Raw genomic sequence first — 15,984 nt, forward strand, 5'->3', positions numbered from 1 at the left:
GAAACCGCGTAAGACCACCGCCGTCCGCCCGTTTCCCAGGTGCACCGGCCCACGAGTCGGCGGCGGACCAGGGGGAAATCTGATGGGTATGAGGGTGCCCAGGGTCTGGACTGCCGCCGGCCAGGTCGATCCGCTGACGGGGCTGGCCCCGGTCGGCGTCCTGAGGGAGGCGTTGCGGGAGGCCCTCGTGACCGGCGAGCAGCTGCCGCTGGCGGTCGTGGTCGCCGAGGTGTGGGGGCGGGAGCAGGTCCACGAACACCCCTTCGAGCTGGCCAGGCGGATCACGCTCGCGGGGGCGATGGCGCAGACGGCGTTCGGGTCGGCGCTCGCGGTCGGTCGGCTCGGCGTACGCCGGGTCGGCGTCCTCTGCGGCCGCGACCCCGACCTGCACGCCCGCGCCGACCTGCTGGCCCAGATGGTCCTCGACCTCCCGGCCACCGTCCACCTTGAACCCGTCGCCGGCAGCCCCGAGGTCGCCGACTGGCACCTGCGCCACCTCACCGCCTGACGCCGAGTCGGCGTTGCTGCTGACGAGTAGCCGGCCGAGTCGGCGCTACTGATGATCAGTAACGCCGACTCGCGGGGTCGGCGGGCGGTCATAGGGTGGGAGCCATGTGCGGCCGCTACGCCTCCAGCCGGCGACCCGAGGACCTCATCGAGGAGTTCGAGGTCGTCGACAACCGGGTGCCGGCGCCGCTGGCGCCCGACTACAACGTGGCGCCCACCAAGGAGGTCTACGCCGTCGTCGAGCGGCCGCCCTCGAAGGAGGCCGCCAGGGAGAAGGGGCACAGCGCGGGGGAGCCTCCGGAGCGGCAGCTGCGCGTGGTGACGTGGGGGCTGGTGCCGTCGTGGGCCAAGGACCGCTCGATCGGCAACCGCATGATCAACGCCCGGATGGAGACGGTCGCCGAGAAGCCCGCCTACAAGCGCGCCCTCGCCGTGCGGCGCTGCCTGCTGCCCGCCGACGGCTACTTCGAGTGGTATCCCACCGAGGAGAAGACCAAGGCCGGCAAGCCCAAGAAGCAGCCGTTCTTCATCCGTCCCAAGGACGACGGCTCGCTCGCGATGGCCGGCCTCTACGAGATCTGGCGCGACCCCGCGAAGGCCGACGACGCCGACGACCGGTTCCTCTGGACCTGCACGGTGATCACCACCGACGCCGAGGACGACGTCGGCATGATCCACGACCGGATGCCGCTCATGGTCGAGCGCGAGCGCTGGGCCTCGTGGCTCGACCCGCGCACCGACAAGGAGTCCGTGCTCGGGCTGCTGACCCCGGCCGCCCCCGGCCGGCTCCAGGCCTACCCCGTCTCGACCATGGTCAACGCCGTCAAGAACAACGGCCCCGAGCTGCTCGAGCCGCTCGACCTCGCCTGACGATGGGCGACCTGCGCAGCATCGACACCCCGCACGGGGAGGCGCGCCTCGACGTACGCCGGGCACGGTCGCCGTTCGTCACGCTGCTGCTCAGCCACGGGGCCGGCGGCGGCACCGGCGCCCGTGACCTGCAGGCCCTCGCCACCCGGCTGCCGGCCCAGGGCGCGAGCGTCGTGCTCCTCGAGCAGCCGTGGCGCGTGGCCGGCCGCAAGATCGCGACCCCGCCGCCCACCCTCGACGTCGCGCTCGTTGCCGCCGCGAGGTCGCTGCGGGTGCGCACCCCGCTGGTCGTCGGCGGCCGGTCCGCCGGGGCTCGCTCCGCGGCGCGGTCCGCGCTCGGTCTCCGGGCGGCGGGCTGCCTGGCGCTGTCGTTCCCGCTGCACCCGCCGGGCCGGCCGGAGAAGTCGCGCCTCGACGAGCTGCGCGGCGCCGGCGTCCCGACGCTCGTCGTGCAGGGCGAGCACGACACGATGGGCCGGCCCGAGGAGTTCCCCGACGACCTCGACCACGTCGACCTGACCGTCGTGCCCGGCGCCGACCACGGGCTCAAGGTGCCGAAGGCGGCCGGGCTCAGCGAGGCCGAGGCCATGGAGATCGTGGTCGAGTCCGCGCTGGAGTGGCTGGTCCGCGAGGTGGGCGGCCCCGCCCGCTGACCGGCGGGAATGACCCCACGAGCCCGTCTGTTGGACCAGACGTGATCGCGCTACTGGAGCCTCCGGCCAGCCGCGTAGGCTGGGAGGCGATGACAGAGAGCCCTGACCTGCACGCGCCCGACGACCTGTCGGCGCTCGACGCCGACGCGGCCGACAGCACCGCCGTCGACGACACGGAGATCGACGTCGCGACCGAGAGCCCCGAGGACCGCGCGGCGCGCTTCGAGCGCGACGCGCTGCCGTTCATCGACCAGCTCTACTCCGCGGGCATGCGGATGACCCGCAACCCCGCCGACGCCGAGGACCTCGTGCAGGAGACGTTCGCCAAGGCGTTCTCGTCGTTCCACCAGTTCCGCCCCGGCACCAACCTCAAGGCGTGGCTCTACCGCATCCTGACCAACACCTTCATCAACAACTACCGCAAGAAGCAGCGCCAGCCGCAGCAGTCGATGTCCGAGGACGTCGAGGACTGGCAGCTCGCCCGGGCCGAGTCGCACTCGTCGTCGGGGCTGAAGTCTGCGGAGATGCAGGCGCTGGAGCACCTTCCCGACTCGCAGGTGAAGGACGCGCTCCAGCGGCTCCCCGAGGAGTTCCGCCTCGCGGTCTACCTCGCCGACGTCGAGGGCTTCGCCTACAAGGAGATCGCCGAGATCATGGAGACGCCGATCGGCACGGTGATGTCGCGTCTCCATCGCGGACGACGCCAGCTGCGTGACATGCTGTCCGACTACGTACGCACCAACGACCTGCTGCCTGCCGGGCGCCTGCCCGGGAGCGAGGGGGGCGACTCGTGATGACGACCCACGACCACGGCTCCGACCCGTCCGCGAGCGACTGCGCGGACTTCCTCGAGCAGATCGTCTACTTCATCGACAACGAGCTCGACGCGGCCGACTGCGCGGTCGTGCGCGCCCACCTCGACTCGTGCAACCCCTGCCTGGAGCGCTACGACCTCCAGCGCACCGTGAAGTCCATCGTCGCGCGCTCGTGCTCCGAGGCCGCTCCCGACGAGCTGCGCCAGCGGGTGCTCCTCCGCATCCGTGAGGTGCAGGTCCGCATCACCGACGCCTGACGCTGCGCCTCCCGCCCCGTTCGGCGGGGTAGTCCGTGACGTAAGGGCCCCTGCCCACGGGGTTCGGGGGGCCGTTTCGTCAGGGACTACCCCTCCACCGGCCTGACACCATTGCGCGTCACATCTGACGTCATTATGGTGTCGTAATGACGTCAAGCCTCGCCCAGCCCTGGCGGCTGCTGCGCCGGCGGCCGGACCTCGCGCGGCTCGTGACGGCGGGGCTGGTGTCGCTCACCGGTGACTGGCTGCTCGGCGTCGGGCTGTCGTACGCCGTCTACGACCTCACCGGCTCGACGATGGCCTCGGCCGGCGTGCTGCTGACCGCGCTGCTGCCGCAGGTGCTGGTCGGGCTCGTCGCCGGCGTGCTCGTCGACCGCTGGGACCGGCGCCGCACGATGATCGGGGCCAACCTCCTGCTCGCGGCCGGCCTGCTCCCGCTGCTGCTGGTCGACGACGCAGGGCTGATCTGGGTCGTCTACCCGGTGCTCGTGCTCGAGGCCGTCGTCGAGACGTTCTTCGCGCCCGCGGAGCAGTCGATGCTGCCGCGGGTCGTCGACGAGACCGAGTCGGCCGAGCTCGTGACCGCGAACGCGCTCAACGGCCAGGCCCACAACCTCTCCCGGCTGCTGGGCGGAGCCGCCGGCGGCGTGCTGGCGGCGCTGGGCGGCATCCCGCTGGTCGCGTTCGCCGACATCGCGACGTTCCTCCTGGCGGCGCTGCTGGTCTCGCGCATCAGGACCTCCGGCGCGGTCGCGCCGCGCGAGCAGAGCGCCGAGGACGCCGTGCGCGGCCGGTTCGCCGAGCTGCGCGACGAGTGGGTCGAGGGCGCGAGGATCACCCTGGGGTCGCGCACGGTCCGGGTGCTGGCGACGTTCTGGCTGATCACGTCGTTCGGCGAAGGCATCTGGGGGACGCTCTTCGCGCCCTACGTCCGCTCGGTGCTGCACGGCGGCCCCGAGGCGCTCGGCCTGATCAGCGGCATCCAGGCCGTGGGCGGGGTCGTGGGCGGCCTCTTCGCAGCGGCGTACGGCGCCCGCTGGCGCCCGGAGCGGATGCTCGCCGTGGGCGCGATGCTGTTCGGCGTCGTCGACCTCGCGATCGCGCTCTACCCGCTGGGGTACGTGCACGCCTGGCCGGCCGCCGTGCTCATGGTGGTCGTCGGGCTGCCGGGCGCGGTCCTCAGCGCCGGGCTGATGACGCTGTTCCAGCTCAACACCGACGACCGGGAGCGCGGGCGGGCGTTCGCCCTGCTCCTGCTGGTGCGGTCGACGTTCCAGGTGCTGGGGAGCCTCACCGCAGGGGTGCTCGGCGGCATCCTCGGCATCGTGCCGGTGATGGCGTGGCAGGGGTGCGGCTACGTGATCGCGGGGTCGATCGTGCTGGTGCTGCTGGTGCGGGCGCCGGAACCGGCGCCCGCCAGCAGCTGACACAGGTCAGGCGTTGGGGCGCTTGCCGTGGTTGGCGGCCTTCTTCTTGCGACCGCGGCGCTTGCGTCCGGTCTTGCTCATGGTGACCTCCTGGGTCGATCGACCCGCTCAGTCTCGCAGCACCGCCGCGGTGGGAGAAATCGCGGTCGGGCGGGACGGCCTAGCGCGCGACGCGCGACATGAACCGCGCTGCGTCCACCACGACCCGGGTCACCTCGCCCGACGCGACCACCTTGCCGTCGACGGTGTGCCGCGCCGCGACGGTGAAGCGGTGCAGGCGCCCGTCGACGTACGCCGTGGTCGCGGTGACCTCCACCCCGGCGCCGACCGGGCTGGCGGCGAGGTGCTCGAGCTGGATGCGGGTGCCGACCGAGGTCTCGCCGTCGCCGAGGGCGGGCTCGATCTCGGCGCACGTGGCGGCCTCGCACCAGGCGAGCAGCCGCGGCGTGCCGAGGACCGGGAGGCTGCCCGAGCCGACCGCGATCGCGGTGTCGTCGTGGCGGACCGTGAACGTCAGCGCCGTCACGGGTGGAGTTCCAGCCGGAAGGCGAGGAGCTCGACGCCGGGCATCGGCTCCCAGTCGCGCTCGGGGCAGCGGCCGAAGCCGAGCCGCTCGTAGAGGCGGTGGGCCGCAGCCATGAGCGGGGTGCTGGAGAGGACCACGGCCACGGCGCCCTCCTCGCGGAACCGGTCGACCACGTGCCGCGCCAGTGCCTCGCCGACGCCCCTGCCCTGCGCGTGCGGCGCGACCGCCAGCATCCGGAACTCACCCTCGCCGGCCAGCCCGATCTCGCGCCACGGCGACCCCTCGCGGCAGATCGTCACGCTGCCGAGCACCTCGCGGTCGTCGGGCGCGACCGCCACCCAGAGCTCCGCCTCGAGGTCGCGGGCCTCGGAGTTGCGCAGCCGCTCGACGTACGTCGACTCCGCGCTCGCGAGCAGCGGCTCGTACGCCGACACCGTCGCCTCGGCGACGGCGGCGTAGTCCTCGGGCCGGGCGCGGCGCAGGTGCACGGGCGGGTCAGATCCCGAACGTGGCGCGCGGGTAGCCCGCCTGCACGTCGGTGATCACGTTGACGAGGTAGGGGACGCCACTGTCGAAGGCCCGGTCGAGCGCCGGCCCGATCGCCTTCGGGTCGGTGACGGTCTCGCCGTCGCCGCCGAGCGCCTTCACCACCACGTCGTAGGGCGTGCGCGGAGCGAGGTCGGCGATCACGTCGTAGCCGTAGAGCATCTGCATCGGCCCCTTCTCCAGCGCCCACGCCGAGTTGTTGCCCATGACCATGACCACGGGCAGCTGGTGGCGCACCATCGTGTCGACGTCCATGAGGGAGAAGCCGGCCGCGCCGTCGCCCAGCAGCATCACCACCTGTGACGACGGCCGGGCGAGCCGGGCGGCGATCGCCGCACCCGGGCCGGCGCCGAGGCAGCCGTAGGGGCCGGGGTCGAGCCAGCAGCCGGGCTTCTTCGGCTCGACGTACTTGCCGGCGAAGCTCACGAAGTCGCCACCGTCGCCGATGACCACGGCGTCGTCCGCGAGCCGGGGCACGAGCTCGCCGTAGATGCGCGCCGGGTGGACCGGGTCGGCCTCGGCGCCGAGCAGCTCGGCGTCGCGTACCGCGGCCGCGGCGACCGTGTCGGCCAGGGTCGAGCGCCACGACGACCAGTCGGGCCTCGCGCCCCGCTCGACGGCGGCCTGGAGCCCGTCGAAGACCGAGGTCAGGTCGCCCGACACCGACGCCGCGAGCTCGGCGTGCTTCGCCACCTGGCCGGGGGAGTCGGCGACGTGCACGACGCGCGCGGGGGAGGTGCCCTCCTCCTTGCCGCCGAAGACGCCGTAGCCGAGCCGGAAGTCGAGCGGCGTGCCGACGACGACCACGAGGTCGGCGCCGCCGAGCGCGGCGCTGCGGGCCTTGGTCACGAGCAGCTCGTGGCCGCCGGGCACGATGCCGCGACCCATGCCGTTGGTCAGCGTCGGGATGCCGAGGTCCTGCACGAACCGCAGCGCGGCCTCCTCGGCGCCGTCGGCCCACACGTCGGTGCCGAGGATCAGCACCGGCTGGCGGGCCTCGGCCAGCAGGCCGGCGATCTGCGTCAGCGCGTCGCCGTCCGGCTCGATCCGCTGGCGCTCGGGCGCCCGTGGTGCGGCGCCGGACGCGGAGCTGAAGAACTCGTCCATCGGCACGTCGACGAACGCCGGCCCGCGGTGCGGGCTCCGGGCGGCGACGAACGCCTCGTCCATCCCGGACAGCACGTCGCCCGCGGTCGGGATCGTGCGGGCCAGCTTGGAGACCGACGCGAGGATCGGCGGCTGGTCGAGCTCCTGGAGGCTGCCGCTGCCCCAGCGGTTCTGCGGTGCGCGGCCGCCGACCACGACCATCGGCGAGCCCGCGAACTGCGCCTGCGCGATGGCGCTCACGCCGTTGGTGACGCCGGGGCCGGCGGTCAGCACCGCGAGCCCCGGGACCCGGGTGAGCTTGCCGGTCGCCTCGGCCGCGAACGCCGCCGTCTGCTCGTGGCGCACGTCGAGCAGCCGCATGGGCGGGTCGGCTTTGACCGCACCGTCGTACATCGGGAAGACATGGGCCCCCGACAGCGTGAACATGGTCTCGACGCCGTGTGCCCTCGCGACCTCGACGGCGAGCTGTCCGCTGTGCCCCTCGATCTGGCCGCTGCTGTCCTCGGTCATGGGCTCGGTCATGGGCTCACTCTTGCAGGAGCGTGATCAGGAGTGGCGCGCGGCCTGGAGGTACTGCGGGTTGGTCACCCGCAGCGCGTCGACCAGCACGAGCAGCAGGTCGGGGCGCACCTCGGGGGGCTTGGGCCCGAGCGCGAGCTGGAGGTGGAGGGCGCGCAGGAAGGCCTCGGCGTTGCCGCTCTTGAGGTGCGGGTCGCGGTCGTCGTAGGACGCGCGGGCGCTCGCGGTGGCCACGAGGCGGGCGATCCACGGCTCGATGACGCGCAGGGAGACGATGTTGCGGCGCAGCACCGACATCGTCGCCGCGGCCAGCCGGTCGGGCTCGCCGTTGGTGAAGACCCGGTCGACGGGGAGCAGGACCCGGTCGGCGATGACGTCGAGCACGACGGTCAGCTCGTTGGTGGCCACGTGCGGCGACTGCGCGAGCGTGCCGAGCGCGTCGGCGCCGTGCGCCACCGCGTGCGCCCAGCCCTTGCCGGGGACGAAACCGCGCAGGTCGCGCTCTCGCAGCAGCCAGGTCGCCAGCCGGTCGCCCCACTCGAGCACCTTGCTGCCGGGCACCAGCGGTCGCGCGTTGTCGCGGGCGATGCAGCAATCGAGGACGAGCGCGGAGAAGCTGCGCCGGAACACCGAGTCGGTGTCGCGCTCGCCCAGGCCGACGCCGAGGCCGGCCGCCATCCCGTCACCGAGACCCGCGAGGAGGTCGTCGTAGACGCCGCGCTCGACCCACGTCGCGAGCGTCGGGTAGGCCGTGCCGTCGCGCGTCTCGGGGTCGGTGTCGCCGAGCATGCGGGTCAGCTCGGCGGTGAGGTCGTCGAGCGGTCGGTCCTGAGGGACGGCCAGTCCGGAAGCGGCTACCTGCTTCCAGTACGGCCCCGGCATGACTCCCATCCTGCCAAAGTGTGCCGTCTCAGCGGACGCGAGGGGAGTCTTGTCTTGCGGCGCGATCCGTGCTTGCCCGCCAGCAAGCAGTAAGGCCCACCGGGCGACCCCTACGCTGACCTGCGTGGCGTCCTTGGTCGAGCTGGTCCGTGCCCACACGGACCTCGACGCCGACGACGTGGCCTGGCTCCAGCTCCTCCAGGCCGACTGGCAGATCATCGCGGACCTGAGCTTCGCCGACCTCGTGCTGTGGCTTCCCGACCGGGAGGGCACGGGCTTCTGGGCGGGTGGCCAGATGCGCCCCACGACCGGCCCGACGGCGTACGTCGACGACATCGTCGGCACGTTCGTCCCGGCCGGCCGGCGCCCGCATCTCGACGTCGCGTACGCCCAGGGGCGGCTGGTCCGCGAGGGCGACCCCGAGTGGCGCGACGACGTGCCGGTCCGCGCCGAGACGATCCCCGTGCGGCGAGGCGCCCGCGTGATCGCCGTGGTCGGCCGCAACACCAACCTGCTGGGCGTCCGCACCCCGAGTCGCCTCGAGCTGTCCTACCTGCAGACCGCCGCCGACCTGACCCAGATGATCGCCGGCGGCCACTTCCCGGTGCCGGGGCAGCGCAGCGACCACGCGGACACCCCGCGGGTCGGCGACGGCTTCCTCCGCGTGGACGAGCAGGGCCGGGTCGTCTACGCGAGCCCGAACGCGCTGTCGGTCTACCGCCGCCTCGGCCTGTCCGGCGACCTCGACGGGCTCCGGCTCAGCGAGGTGACCCGCGAGCTGGTGCCGCCGCGGATGCGGCCCGACGAGGAGGCGCTGAGCGCGGTGCTCGGGGGCCGGGCCAACCGCGACGCGGAGATCGGCACTGACTCGGTAGCCCTCATCGTGCGCGCGATCCCGCTGCGGCCCCACGGTCGCCTGATCGGCGCGCTGGTGCTGGTGCGCGACGTCACCGACCTGCGCAGCCGCGACCGCGAGCTGGTCACCAAGGACGCCACGATCCGCGAGATCCACCACCGCGTGAAGAACAACCTCCAGACCGTCGCCGCCCTGCTCCGGCTCCAGGCGCGGCGGATGGACAGCCCGGACGCCAAGGCGGCGCTGGAGGAGGCGGTCCGCCGGGTCGGCTCGATCGCGATCGTGCACGAGACCCTCAGCCAGGCGGTCGAGGAGAGCGTCGTCTTCGACGACGTCGCCGACCGGCTCGGCGCGATGGTCGCCGACATGGGCTCGCTCGGTGGTCGGGTCCGCGTGCGTCGGGAGGGCTCCTTCGGCGTGCTGCCGTCGGAGACCGCGACCACGGTGGCGATGGCGCTGACCGAGCTGCTGCAGAACGCCGTCGAGCACGCCTACCCGGTCGCCGACAGCGCGGAAGGGACGATCGTCGTGACCGTCGTGAGGACCGACGGGCGGCTCACCTTCACCGTCGACGACGACGGCCAGGGGCTGCCGACCGGCTTCGACCTGGCCGGCTCGAGCACGCTGGGGCTCTCGATCGTGGGCACGCTGGTGGAGTCGGAGCTCGGTGGTCGGCTCACGCTGGGGCCGGCGCCGTCAGGCCGAGGGACGCGCGCTGAAGTCGAGATAACGGTCTGATACCCCCGCGAGCTTCGGCCCCCAGTCCGTGGCGCCAGCTTCGCGGCGCCCGGCTCGCTGGCGCTCGCTGCGGCGCAGGCGCCACGGCCCGGAGGCCGATCGCGGGGCGCCTCGCTCCGCTCGGAACTACCGGGTCGCTGCGCTCCCACGCTCCCATTGCGTTGGCCCGGGCGAGGGCTCGCTTCGGCGCGGTCGCCGCGGCCCGGAGGCCGATCGCGGGGCGCCTCGCTCCGCTCGGAACTACCGGGTCGCTGCGCTCCCGCCGCTCCCATTGCGTGATAGCGGGCCGGCTTCCCGAGCTACGTCGAGTAGGAGCCTTCGCTGCGGACCTCGGAGGCTTCGCCACCACACGCGCGGTCGCGGCTTCGCAAGCTCAGCCGCGCGCGCTGCTCGACCCCCTCGCGCTGAGTCCGGACCGCGTCGCTGCGGTCCTCGTTCCTCGGACCGTCAGCTACGCGGTCCGGACGCGCGCTCGGGCGGTACGGCGCTTGAGGGCTCGGCGCTCGTCCTCGCTCAGGCCTCCCCAGACACCGTGGTCCTGCCCGGCCTCCAGGGCCCACTGCAGGCACTGCTCGCGCACCTCGCAGCGACGGCACACCTGCTTGGCCTCCTCGATCTGGAGGATGGCCGGACCGGTGTTGCCGATCGGGAAGAACAGCTCCGGGTCCTCGTCGAGGCACGCGGAGAGGTGGCGCCAATCCATGGCTGGGGATTCCTTCTTTCCGGACACATTCGGGCGACCCGAGTCGTGGTGTCGCTGGGGTGGGGGTGCCGCAGTGGGGGCACACAGCGGGCACGGCAGGACGCTCGTCCCGCCGTGTCCCTCAAGCGTGCCGAGAATTGGACCGTTACACAAGGGGGAGGGCGGGTCTCGTGAGTCACAGGGCCCCTGGACGACGAAATCCGTCTCGGTCCTAGGCTCGCCTGGTGATCGAGGAGGCACCAGCGGCCGGCCCGCCACGCCCGCTCCTGGGGGCCGCGGTGCTGGTGGGGCTGCAGGGGCTGGTGCTGTGCGTCTTCGCCGCCCTCGAGGTCGTCGCCGTCGATCGCGGCCGGGTCACCCTGGCGATCACGACGGGCCTGTTCTTCCTGGCCCTCGGCACCGGCCTTGGCCTGTGCGCCTGGGGCCTGTCGCGGGTGAGGTCGTGGGCACGAGGCCCGGTCGTGGCCGCCGAGCTGGTCGGCGTGCTGCTGTCGTTCAGCTTCTGGGGCGGCGAGACCACGCCCGTCGCCGTCGTGATCCTGCTCGTCTCGCTGGGCGCCCTGGTCGGCGTCCTGCACCCGTCGTCGACCCAGGCCCTCGCCTCCGACGAGGGCTGACGACCGAGGGAGCGTCACTGGTTCGGGGACGGGTCCTCCAGCGAGGTCCGCAGCTGCTCGAGGGTGCGCGAGAGCAGCCGCGAGACGTGCATCTGCGAGACGCCGATCTCCTCGGCGATCTGCGACTGGGTCATGTTCTTGAAGAAGCGCAGCAGCAGGATCCGCTTCTCCCTCGCGTCGAGCCGGTCGAGCAGCGGCTTGATCGACTCGCGGATCTCGACGTGCTCGAGGTTCTCGTCGTCGACGCCGAGCGCGTCGAGCATGCTGCCCGTGCCGTCCTGGTCGCTCTCGCCCGCGTCGAGCGAGAGCGTCGAGTAGGCGTTGCTGGACTCCAGACCCTCCAGCACGTCCTCGACCGAGCAGCCGATGCGCTCAGCGAGCTCGCGCGCGGTGGGGGAGCGGCCCAGGCTCTGCGTCAGCTCGGCGCTGCTGGTGCCGATCTGCATGCGCAGCTCCTGGAGCCGGCGCGGCACCCGGATCGCCCAGCCCTTGTCCCGGAAGTAGCGCTTGATCTCGCCGATGATCGTCGGGGTGGCGTACGTCGAGAACTCGACGCCGCGCTCGAGGTCGAAGCGGTCGATGGACTTGATCAGCCCGATCGTGCCGACCTGCACGAGGTCCTCGAAGGGCTCGCCGCGGTTGCGGAAGCGCCGCGCGCAGTGCTCCACCAGCGGCAGGTGCAGGTGGACGAGGGCGTCGCGGGCGCTGTCGCGGCCGGCCTCCGGCGCCGCGTCGTCGCGCAGCCGGGCGAAGAGCTCGGCACTGCGCCGCCGGGTGGCCTCTATCCCGCCAGACGCCGCCGAGACGTCGTCGTTCGTCGGGTCGCTGATCATGTCAACCGGTCATGTCAGGAGCTGGTCTCCTGCAACGACGAGCGCATGGTCAGGGTGATCGTCAGTCGGTGGTCGTCGGTGGAGGCCGAGGCCTTGGTCGCGAGCGTGGTCAGCACCTGCCAGGCGAAGCTGTCCTCGTCGGGCGGGGTCTGGGCGGTGGTCGGGACGCTGACCTGCACGGTCAGCTCGCCGGGGCGCATGAAGAACTCGCCCACGAGGTCGGAGCCCGGCTCGGCCTCGGGGAGCACGAGCGCGCTGGCCTCGCCCACGGCCATCCGCAGGTCCTCGATGTCGTCGAGGGTGAAGTCGAGGCGGGCCGCGAGCCCTGCGGAGGTGGTGCGCAGCACCGAGACGTAGGCGCTGTCGGCAGGCAGCCGCAGCTCAACGTCGGCGCGCGACTGGTCGCCAGGTCCGGTCGAGGACATGCTGTCGGTCCTTCAGATGGGGTCGTGGTGGGAGCGTAGACGGTCCCACTCGGCTCACGGGTCGTTACCCGACCGCGACGGGGCCGAAACGGCCCCGCCGGCGTCGGTGGCGGGCGTCAGACCCGCCAGTCGTGGGCGCCGTCGGCCGGCAGCTCGGCGCGCTCGGCCGCTCGGAGCAGGCCGATGCGCTCGATCCAGCTCATCCCCTCCGACCACGCGCAGCGCAGCGAGAGGTGCCCGTCGGGCTCCTCGACCGTCAGCAGCACGACGGCGCCAACGATCTTCTCGTCGGGATCGATCTGCTGTCGGACCCCCAGCTCGTTGATGACGTCTCCAAGCTCCTGCTGACGCGCCACAGCATCCACTTCTTCCCGTGTCATCTGCCCCAAGTTCCTCACCGGTGGCAGTGCCCGCCGTGGCGCGGTCCTATGCGTCAAGCCGGGACGGCATCTGCTCCGAGTTCGGTGCGGAGCTGGTCCAGTATCCGCTTGAGCAGTCGGGAAGCCTGCATCTGGGTCACCCCGAGCTCGTTGCCTATCTCCTGCTGGGTGCGGTCCTCGACGAAGCGCATGTAGAGGATCTTGCGGTCGCGCTCGCTGAGGTGGCGCACGGCGGGGCCGAGCATGAGGCGTGCCTCGAGAGCGCGCTCGTCGCCGTTCTCGTCCTCGGTGAGCTGGTCGATCGCGGGCCGGCCGTCCTCGGTGACGGGGACGTCGAGCGAGACCGGCCGGAAGCAGCCCTCGGCCTGGAGCGCCTCGGAGACGTCGGCGACCGGGAGGTCGAGCTGGTCGGCGATGCGCGCTGCCGACGGGGGAGCACCGTGCTCCTCGCCGTGGTGGTAGGCGTGGATCACCTTCGACTGGATCTCCTGCACCCGACGGGGCGGACGGATGGTCCAGCCCTGGTCGCGGAAGTGCCGCTTGATCTCACCGGAGATCGTCGGCACGGCGTAGGTGAGGAAGTCGCGGTTCTGGTCGACGTCGAACTTCTGCGCCGCGCGGACCAGCGCCATGCAGGCGACCTGCTCGAGGTCCTCGACGGGGATCGAGCGGTTGCGGTAGCGGTGCGCGATGGCGTGCGCCACGCCGATGTTGAGGACGATGACCTGGTCGATCACGTCGTCGCGCTTCTTGCCCTTGAGCTTGGAGGCCTCCGAAAGGAGTCGTGCGGTCTCCTCACGTCGCATGGCTCGTGACGGAGCCTCGTCAATCTGCGAGATCGTCATGCCCTGTGGCCTACCCCGGGCAGGAGTCGCCGGAAACCTCGAAACTCGTTGAAGTTTGCAGATTCACCCTTTGGGGTGACGAACGGTGGTCCCGAGGTCAAGTCCGTCCGTACGACGGTCTGCCCGGCGGGCCGGTTCCCGAAACGCGAACGGGCCCGGCCTGTACGGCCGGGCCCGTTCGGGTGCGTGCTGGGAGGTCAGCCCTGCTTGGTCTCCTTGAAGATGCGGTCGATCTCGTCGATCTTGTCGAGCAGCTGCTGCGCGACGTCCGCGTCGAGCGAGCCCTTGGTGCCGCTGGCGCCGGCGAGCTTGGTGGCCTCGTTGACCAGGGTGTGCAGCTCGGGGTGCGCCTCGAAGTGCGGGGGCTTGAAGTAGTCGGTCCAGAGCACCCAGAGGTGGTGCTTGACCAGCTCGGAGCGCTGCTCCTTGATGAGCACCGCGCGGGTGCGGAAGTCGGGGTCGTCGTTGTCGGCGACCTTCTTGATGATCGCGAGGATCGACTCCGCCTCGATGCGCGCCTGGGCGGGGTCGTAGACGCCGCACGGCAGGTCGCAGTGGGCCGAGACCTCGATGGTCGGCGCGAACAGGGATCGGAACATGCCAGTCCTTCCGGTGGTCTGTCAGAGGGTCGTGAGCCTGGGCTTGCGACACTACTCCGCGTGTCGGGCAGCCGAGGACCGGTACCCGCGGGCCGGGAACGCGCACCCCGCTGGGGGCTCGCGCGGGTGGTGAACCGCTCGATGCTGCCGACGTTGCGACCCGGCGACCGGCTGCTGCTGAGCTACCGCCGCAGGCCACGCCCGGGGGCCGTGGTCGTGGCGCGCCTGCCCGACGGCGTGGTGGCGGTGAAGCGGGCGGCCGAACGGCGCGCCGGCGACGGCGGCCGCGCGGGCTGGTGGCTGCTGAGCGACAACGCCGCCGAGGGGTCGGACTCGCGTCGCCACGGCGTGGTCGCGGACGACGACGTGGTGGCCGTGGTCGTGATGCGGATCTGGCCGCTGTGGCGCCGGCGCGCTGTGCCAGACTCGACCGGTGCCTGACCCCACCTCGACCCAGGCCAGCCACCCCCTCGCTGGCGACCCGGTCTTCGACCTCCACGTGGGCGGCAAGATGGAGGTACGTTCCACGGTCGGCCTGGGCAGCCGCGAGGACCTCTCGCTGGCCTACACCCCCGGTGTCGCGCGGGTGTGCGAGGCGATCGCCGCCGACGCGGAGCTGGCCCGGCACTACACCTGGGTCCCCAACACCGTCGCCGTCGTCACCGACGGCACCGCGGTGCTCGGTCTGGGCGACATCGGCCCCGCAGCGGCGATGCCGGTGATGGAGGGCAAGGCCGTCCTGTTCAAGTCCTTCGGCAACGTCGACGCCGTCCCGATCTGCCTCGACACGACCGACGTGGAGGAGATCATCGAGACCGTCGTGCGGCTCGCCCCGTCGTTCGGCGGCATCAACCTCGAGGACATCTCCGCGCCCCGCTGCTTCGAGATCGAGGACCGCCTCAAGGAGCGGCTCGACATCCCGGTCTTCCACGACGACCAGCACGGCACGGCGGTCGTGGCACTGGCCGCGCTCACCAACGCGCTGCGGCTGACGGGCCGCGACGCGGGCTCGACGCGCGTGGTGATCTCGGGCGCGGGTGCGGCCGGGGTCGCGGTGGCCAAGATCCTGCTCGAGGCCGGCATCAAGGACCTCGCCGTGACCGACCGCAAGGGCGTCCTGCACAGCTCGCGCGGCGACCTCACGCCGGTGAAGCGCGCGTTGGCCGCCGTGACCGCCGACCAGACCGGCCGCAGCGGCACCTTGGCCGACGTGCTGGTCGGCGCCGACGTCTACATCGGTGTCTCCGGCGGGACGGTCCCCGAGGAGCAGGTCGCGACCATGGCCGCCGAGTCGATCATCTTCGGGCTGGCGAACCCCAACCCCGAGGTGCACCCCGAGGTCGCCCACAGGTACGCCCGGATCGTCGCTACCGGCCGCTCCGACTTCCCCAACCAGATCAACAACGTGCTCGCGTTCCCCGGCATCTTCCGCGGGGCCTTCGACGCCCACGCGACCGCCATCACCGAGGGGATGAAGCTCGCCGCCGCGACCGCCCTCGCCGGCCTCGTCGGCGACGACCTCGCGGAGGACCTGATCGTGCCCTCGCCGTTCGACCCGCGGGTCGGGCCCGCCGTGTCCACGGCCGTCGCCGAGGCGGCGCGGCGCGACGGTGTCGCCCGAGCCTGACTTTCTACCCCCGCGAGCTTCGGCCCCCAGTCCGTGGCGCCAGCTTCGCGGCGCCTGACTCGCTGGCGCTCGCCGCGGCGCAGGCGCCACGGCCCGGAGGCCGATCGCGGGGCGCCTCGCTGCGCTCGGAACTACCGGGTCGCTTCGCTCCCACCGCCCCCATTGCGTTACCTACCACCCCCGCGAGCGTCGGCCCCCGATCCGCAGCGACGCTTCGCTGGCGGTCGCCGCGGCTCGGAGGCCGATCGCGGG

The 15,984-nt window shown here is 72.5% G+C and carries 21 protein-coding genes; 10 read left to right on the forward strand and 11 right to left on the reverse strand.

Translation table 11 applies throughout. The features are described from left to right. The first annotated feature begins 88 nt into the window (after positions 1–88). The 6 genes from G514_RS30600 (at position 89) to G514_RS0105535 (ending at position 4,529) form a co-directional block, all read left to right on the forward strand. Positions 89–508 carry a hypothetical protein gene (locus tag G514_RS30600; protein WP_028650935.1) on the forward strand — a complete coding sequence of 140 codons (420 nt, stop codon included), beginning with the start codon at positions 89–91 and terminating at the stop codon, positions 506–508. Positions 509–612: 104 nt separating this feature from the next. Next, a complete protein-coding gene (locus tag G514_RS0105515; protein ID WP_028650936.1) occupies positions 613–1,377 on the forward strand; it encodes an SOS response-associated peptidase in 765 nt (254 codons plus the stop codon). Positions 1,378–1,379: 2 nt separating this feature from the next. Next, positions 1,380–2,030: an alpha/beta hydrolase family protein gene (locus G514_RS0105520; protein WP_028650937.1), complete on the forward strand. Its 651-nt coding sequence runs from the start codon at positions 1,380–1,382 to the stop codon at positions 2,028–2,030. Positions 2,031–2,119: 89 nt separating this feature from the next. Continuing rightward, positions 2,120–2,824 (forward strand): sigma-70 family RNA polymerase sigma factor, encoded by a 705-nt coding sequence (locus G514_RS0105525; RefSeq protein WP_084151810.1) that lies wholly within the window; start codon positions 2,120–2,122, stop codon positions 2,822–2,824. Continuing rightward, positions 2,824–3,102 carry a mycothiol system anti-sigma-R factor gene (rsrA, locus tag G514_RS0105530; protein WP_028650939.1) on the forward strand — a complete coding sequence of 93 codons (279 nt, stop codon included), beginning with the start codon at positions 2,824–2,826 and terminating at the stop codon, positions 3,100–3,102. Before G514_RS0105525 ends, rsrA begins: the two co-directional genes overlap by 1 nt. Before the next feature lie 146 nt (positions 3,103–3,248). Then, positions 3,249–4,529, forward strand: a complete 1,281-nt coding sequence (locus tag G514_RS0105535; protein ID WP_028650940.1) for an MFS transporter — start codon at positions 3,249–3,251, stop codon at positions 4,527–4,529. A 6-nt stretch (positions 4,530–4,535) separates the two neighbouring features. On the opposite strand, the gene G514_RS31360 is transcribed toward G514_RS0105535, so the two are convergent. The 5 genes from G514_RS31360 to G514_RS0105555 all read right to left on the reverse strand — a co-directional run bounded on the left by G514_RS31360 (position 4,536) and on the right by G514_RS0105555 (position 8,118). Then, positions 4,536–4,610, reverse strand: a complete 75-nt coding sequence (locus G514_RS31360; protein ID WP_414690392.1) for a 50S ribosomal protein bL37 — start codon at positions 4,608–4,610, stop codon at positions 4,536–4,538. Between the two features lie 79 nt (positions 4,611–4,689). Beyond that, on the reverse strand, positions 4,690–5,055 hold the full coding sequence (locus G514_RS0105540; RefSeq protein WP_028650941.1) for a thioesterase family protein: 366 nt from the start codon (positions 5,053–5,055) through the stop codon (positions 4,690–4,692). Then, positions 5,052–5,543, reverse strand: a complete 492-nt coding sequence (locus G514_RS0105545) for a GNAT family N-acetyltransferase (protein WP_028650942.1) — start codon at positions 5,541–5,543, stop codon at positions 5,052–5,054. Before G514_RS0105545 ends, G514_RS0105540 begins: the two co-directional genes overlap by 4 nt. Before the next feature lie 7 nt (positions 5,544–5,550). Continuing rightward, a complete protein-coding gene (locus tag G514_RS0105550; RefSeq protein WP_211222049.1) occupies positions 5,551–7,230 on the reverse strand; it encodes an acetolactate synthase in 1,680 nt (559 codons plus the stop codon). A 24-nt stretch (positions 7,231–7,254) separates the two neighbouring features. Beyond that, the gene (locus G514_RS0105555) at positions 7,255–8,118 is read right to left on the reverse strand and encodes a DUF2785 domain-containing protein (protein WP_342662561.1); all 864 of its coding nucleotides are present in this window, start codon (positions 8,116–8,118) and stop codon (positions 7,255–7,257) included. Between the two features lie 115 nt (positions 8,119–8,233). Between G514_RS0105555 and G514_RS0105560 the strand changes: the two genes are divergently transcribed. Further along, positions 8,234–9,703: a sensor histidine kinase gene (locus G514_RS0105560; protein ID WP_028650945.1), complete on the forward strand. Its 1,470-nt coding sequence runs from the start codon at positions 8,234–8,236 to the stop codon at positions 9,701–9,703. A gap of 451 nt (positions 9,704–10,154) precedes the next feature. On the opposite strand, the gene G514_RS0105565 is transcribed toward G514_RS0105560, so the two are convergent. Then, a complete protein-coding gene (locus G514_RS0105565; RefSeq protein WP_028650946.1) occupies positions 10,155–10,406 on the reverse strand; it encodes a WhiB family transcriptional regulator in 252 nt (83 codons plus the stop codon). A gap of 224 nt (positions 10,407–10,630) precedes the next feature. On the opposite strand from G514_RS0105565, the gene G514_RS25095 reads away from it, so the two are divergent. Beyond that, on the forward strand, positions 10,631–11,023 hold the full coding sequence (locus G514_RS25095) for a hypothetical protein (RefSeq protein ID WP_036563749.1): 393 nt from the start codon (positions 10,631–10,633) through the stop codon (positions 11,021–11,023). 14 nt (positions 11,024–11,037) lie between these two features. Here the strand turns inward: G514_RS25095 and G514_RS0105575 are convergent, their stop codons facing one another. From G514_RS0105575 to sodN, 5 genes are all read right to left on the reverse strand, one after another. Beyond that, the gene (locus G514_RS0105575) at positions 11,038–11,856 is read right to left on the reverse strand and encodes an RNA polymerase sigma factor SigF (RefSeq protein ID WP_028650947.1); all 819 of its coding nucleotides are present in this window, start codon (positions 11,854–11,856) and stop codon (positions 11,038–11,040) included. A 14-nt stretch (positions 11,857–11,870) separates the two neighbouring features. Beyond that, positions 11,871–12,281, reverse strand: coding sequence for an ATP-binding protein (locus tag G514_RS0105580; RefSeq protein ID WP_028650948.1), 411 nt, complete (start codon positions 12,279–12,281; stop codon positions 11,871–11,873). 116 nt (positions 12,282–12,397) lie between these two features. After that, positions 12,398–12,637: a hypothetical protein gene (locus G514_RS0105585; protein ID WP_028650949.1), complete on the reverse strand. Its 240-nt coding sequence runs from the start codon at positions 12,635–12,637 to the stop codon at positions 12,398–12,400. Between the two features lie 77 nt (positions 12,638–12,714). Then, a complete protein-coding gene (locus tag G514_RS0105590; RefSeq protein ID WP_245582110.1) occupies positions 12,715–13,467 on the reverse strand; it encodes a sigma-70 family RNA polymerase sigma factor in 753 nt (250 codons plus the stop codon). A 236-nt stretch (positions 13,468–13,703) separates the two neighbouring features. Then, entirely contained in the window at positions 13,704–14,105 is a 402-nt protein-coding gene (sodN, locus tag G514_RS0105595; protein ID WP_028650951.1) for a superoxide dismutase, Ni, read from the reverse strand. 126 nt (positions 14,106–14,231) lie between these two features. Here sodN and G514_RS25100 point away from each other — a divergent pair, with 126 nt between their 5' ends. Both G514_RS25100 and G514_RS0105605 read left to right on the forward strand, forming a co-directional pair. Then, a complete protein-coding gene (locus tag G514_RS25100; RefSeq protein ID WP_084151812.1) occupies positions 14,232–14,546 on the forward strand; it encodes a S24 family peptidase in 315 nt (104 codons plus the stop codon). 70 nt (positions 14,547–14,616) lie between these two features. Next, positions 14,617–15,732, forward strand: coding sequence for an NAD(P)-dependent malic enzyme (locus tag G514_RS0105605; protein WP_084151823.1), 1,116 nt, complete (start codon positions 14,617–14,619; stop codon positions 15,730–15,732). Positions 15,733–15,984: the final 252 nt, after the last annotated feature.

The sequence above is a fragment of the Nocardioides halotolerans DSM 19273 genome, assembly GCF_000422805.1.
GTDB classification, from domain to species: domain Bacteria; phylum Actinomycetota; class Actinomycetes; order Propionibacteriales; family Nocardioidaceae; genus Nocardioides; species Nocardioides halotolerans.

Coding starts and splice junctions, on each gene's coding strand:
- G514_RS30600 (WP_028650935.1), top strand. CDS start 89: ATGAGGGTGCCCAGGGTCTGGACTGCCGCCGGCCAGGTCGATCCGCTG.
- G514_RS0105515 (WP_028650936.1), top strand. CDS start 613: ATGTGCGGCCGCTACGCCTCCAGCCGGCGACCCGAGGACCTCATCGAG.
- G514_RS0105520 (WP_028650937.1), top strand. CDS start 1,380: ATGGGCGACCTGCGCAGCATCGACACCCCGCACGGGGAGGCGCGCCTC.
- G514_RS0105525 (WP_084151810.1), top strand. CDS start 2,120: ATGACAGAGAGCCCTGACCTGCACGCGCCCGACGACCTGTCGGCGCTC.
- rsrA (WP_028650939.1), top strand. CDS start 2,824: ATGACGACCCACGACCACGGCTCCGACCCGTCCGCGAGCGACTGCGCG.
- G514_RS0105535 (WP_028650940.1), top strand. CDS start 3,249: ATGACGTCAAGCCTCGCCCAGCCCTGGCGGCTGCTGCGCCGGCGGCCG.
- G514_RS0105550 (WP_211222049.1), bottom strand. CDS start 7,230: ATGACCGAGCCCATGACCGAGGACAGCAGCGGCCAGATCGAGGGGCAC.
- G514_RS0105555 (WP_342662561.1), bottom strand. CDS start 8,118: ATGGGAGTCATGCCGGGGCCGTACTGGAAGCAGGTAGCCGCTTCCGGA.
- G514_RS0105565 (WP_028650946.1), bottom strand. CDS start 10,406: ATGGATTGGCGCCACCTCTCCGCGTGCCTCGACGAGGACCCGGAGCTG.
- G514_RS0105575 (WP_028650947.1), bottom strand. CDS start 11,856: ATGATCAGCGACCCGACGAACGACGACGTCTCGGCGGCGTCTGGCGGG.
- G514_RS0105580 (WP_028650948.1), bottom strand. CDS start 12,281: ATGTCCTCGACCGGACCTGGCGACCAGTCGCGCGCCGACGTTGAGCTG.
- G514_RS0105590 (WP_245582110.1), bottom strand. CDS start 13,467: ATGCGACGTGAGGAGACCGCACGACTCCTTTCGGAGGCCTCCAAGCTC.
- sodN (WP_028650951.1), bottom strand. CDS start 14,105: ATGTTCCGATCCCTGTTCGCGCCGACCATCGAGGTCTCGGCCCACTGC.
- G514_RS0105605 (WP_084151823.1), top strand. CDS start 14,617: ATGGAGGTACGTTCCACGGTCGGCCTGGGCAGCCGCGAGGACCTCTCG.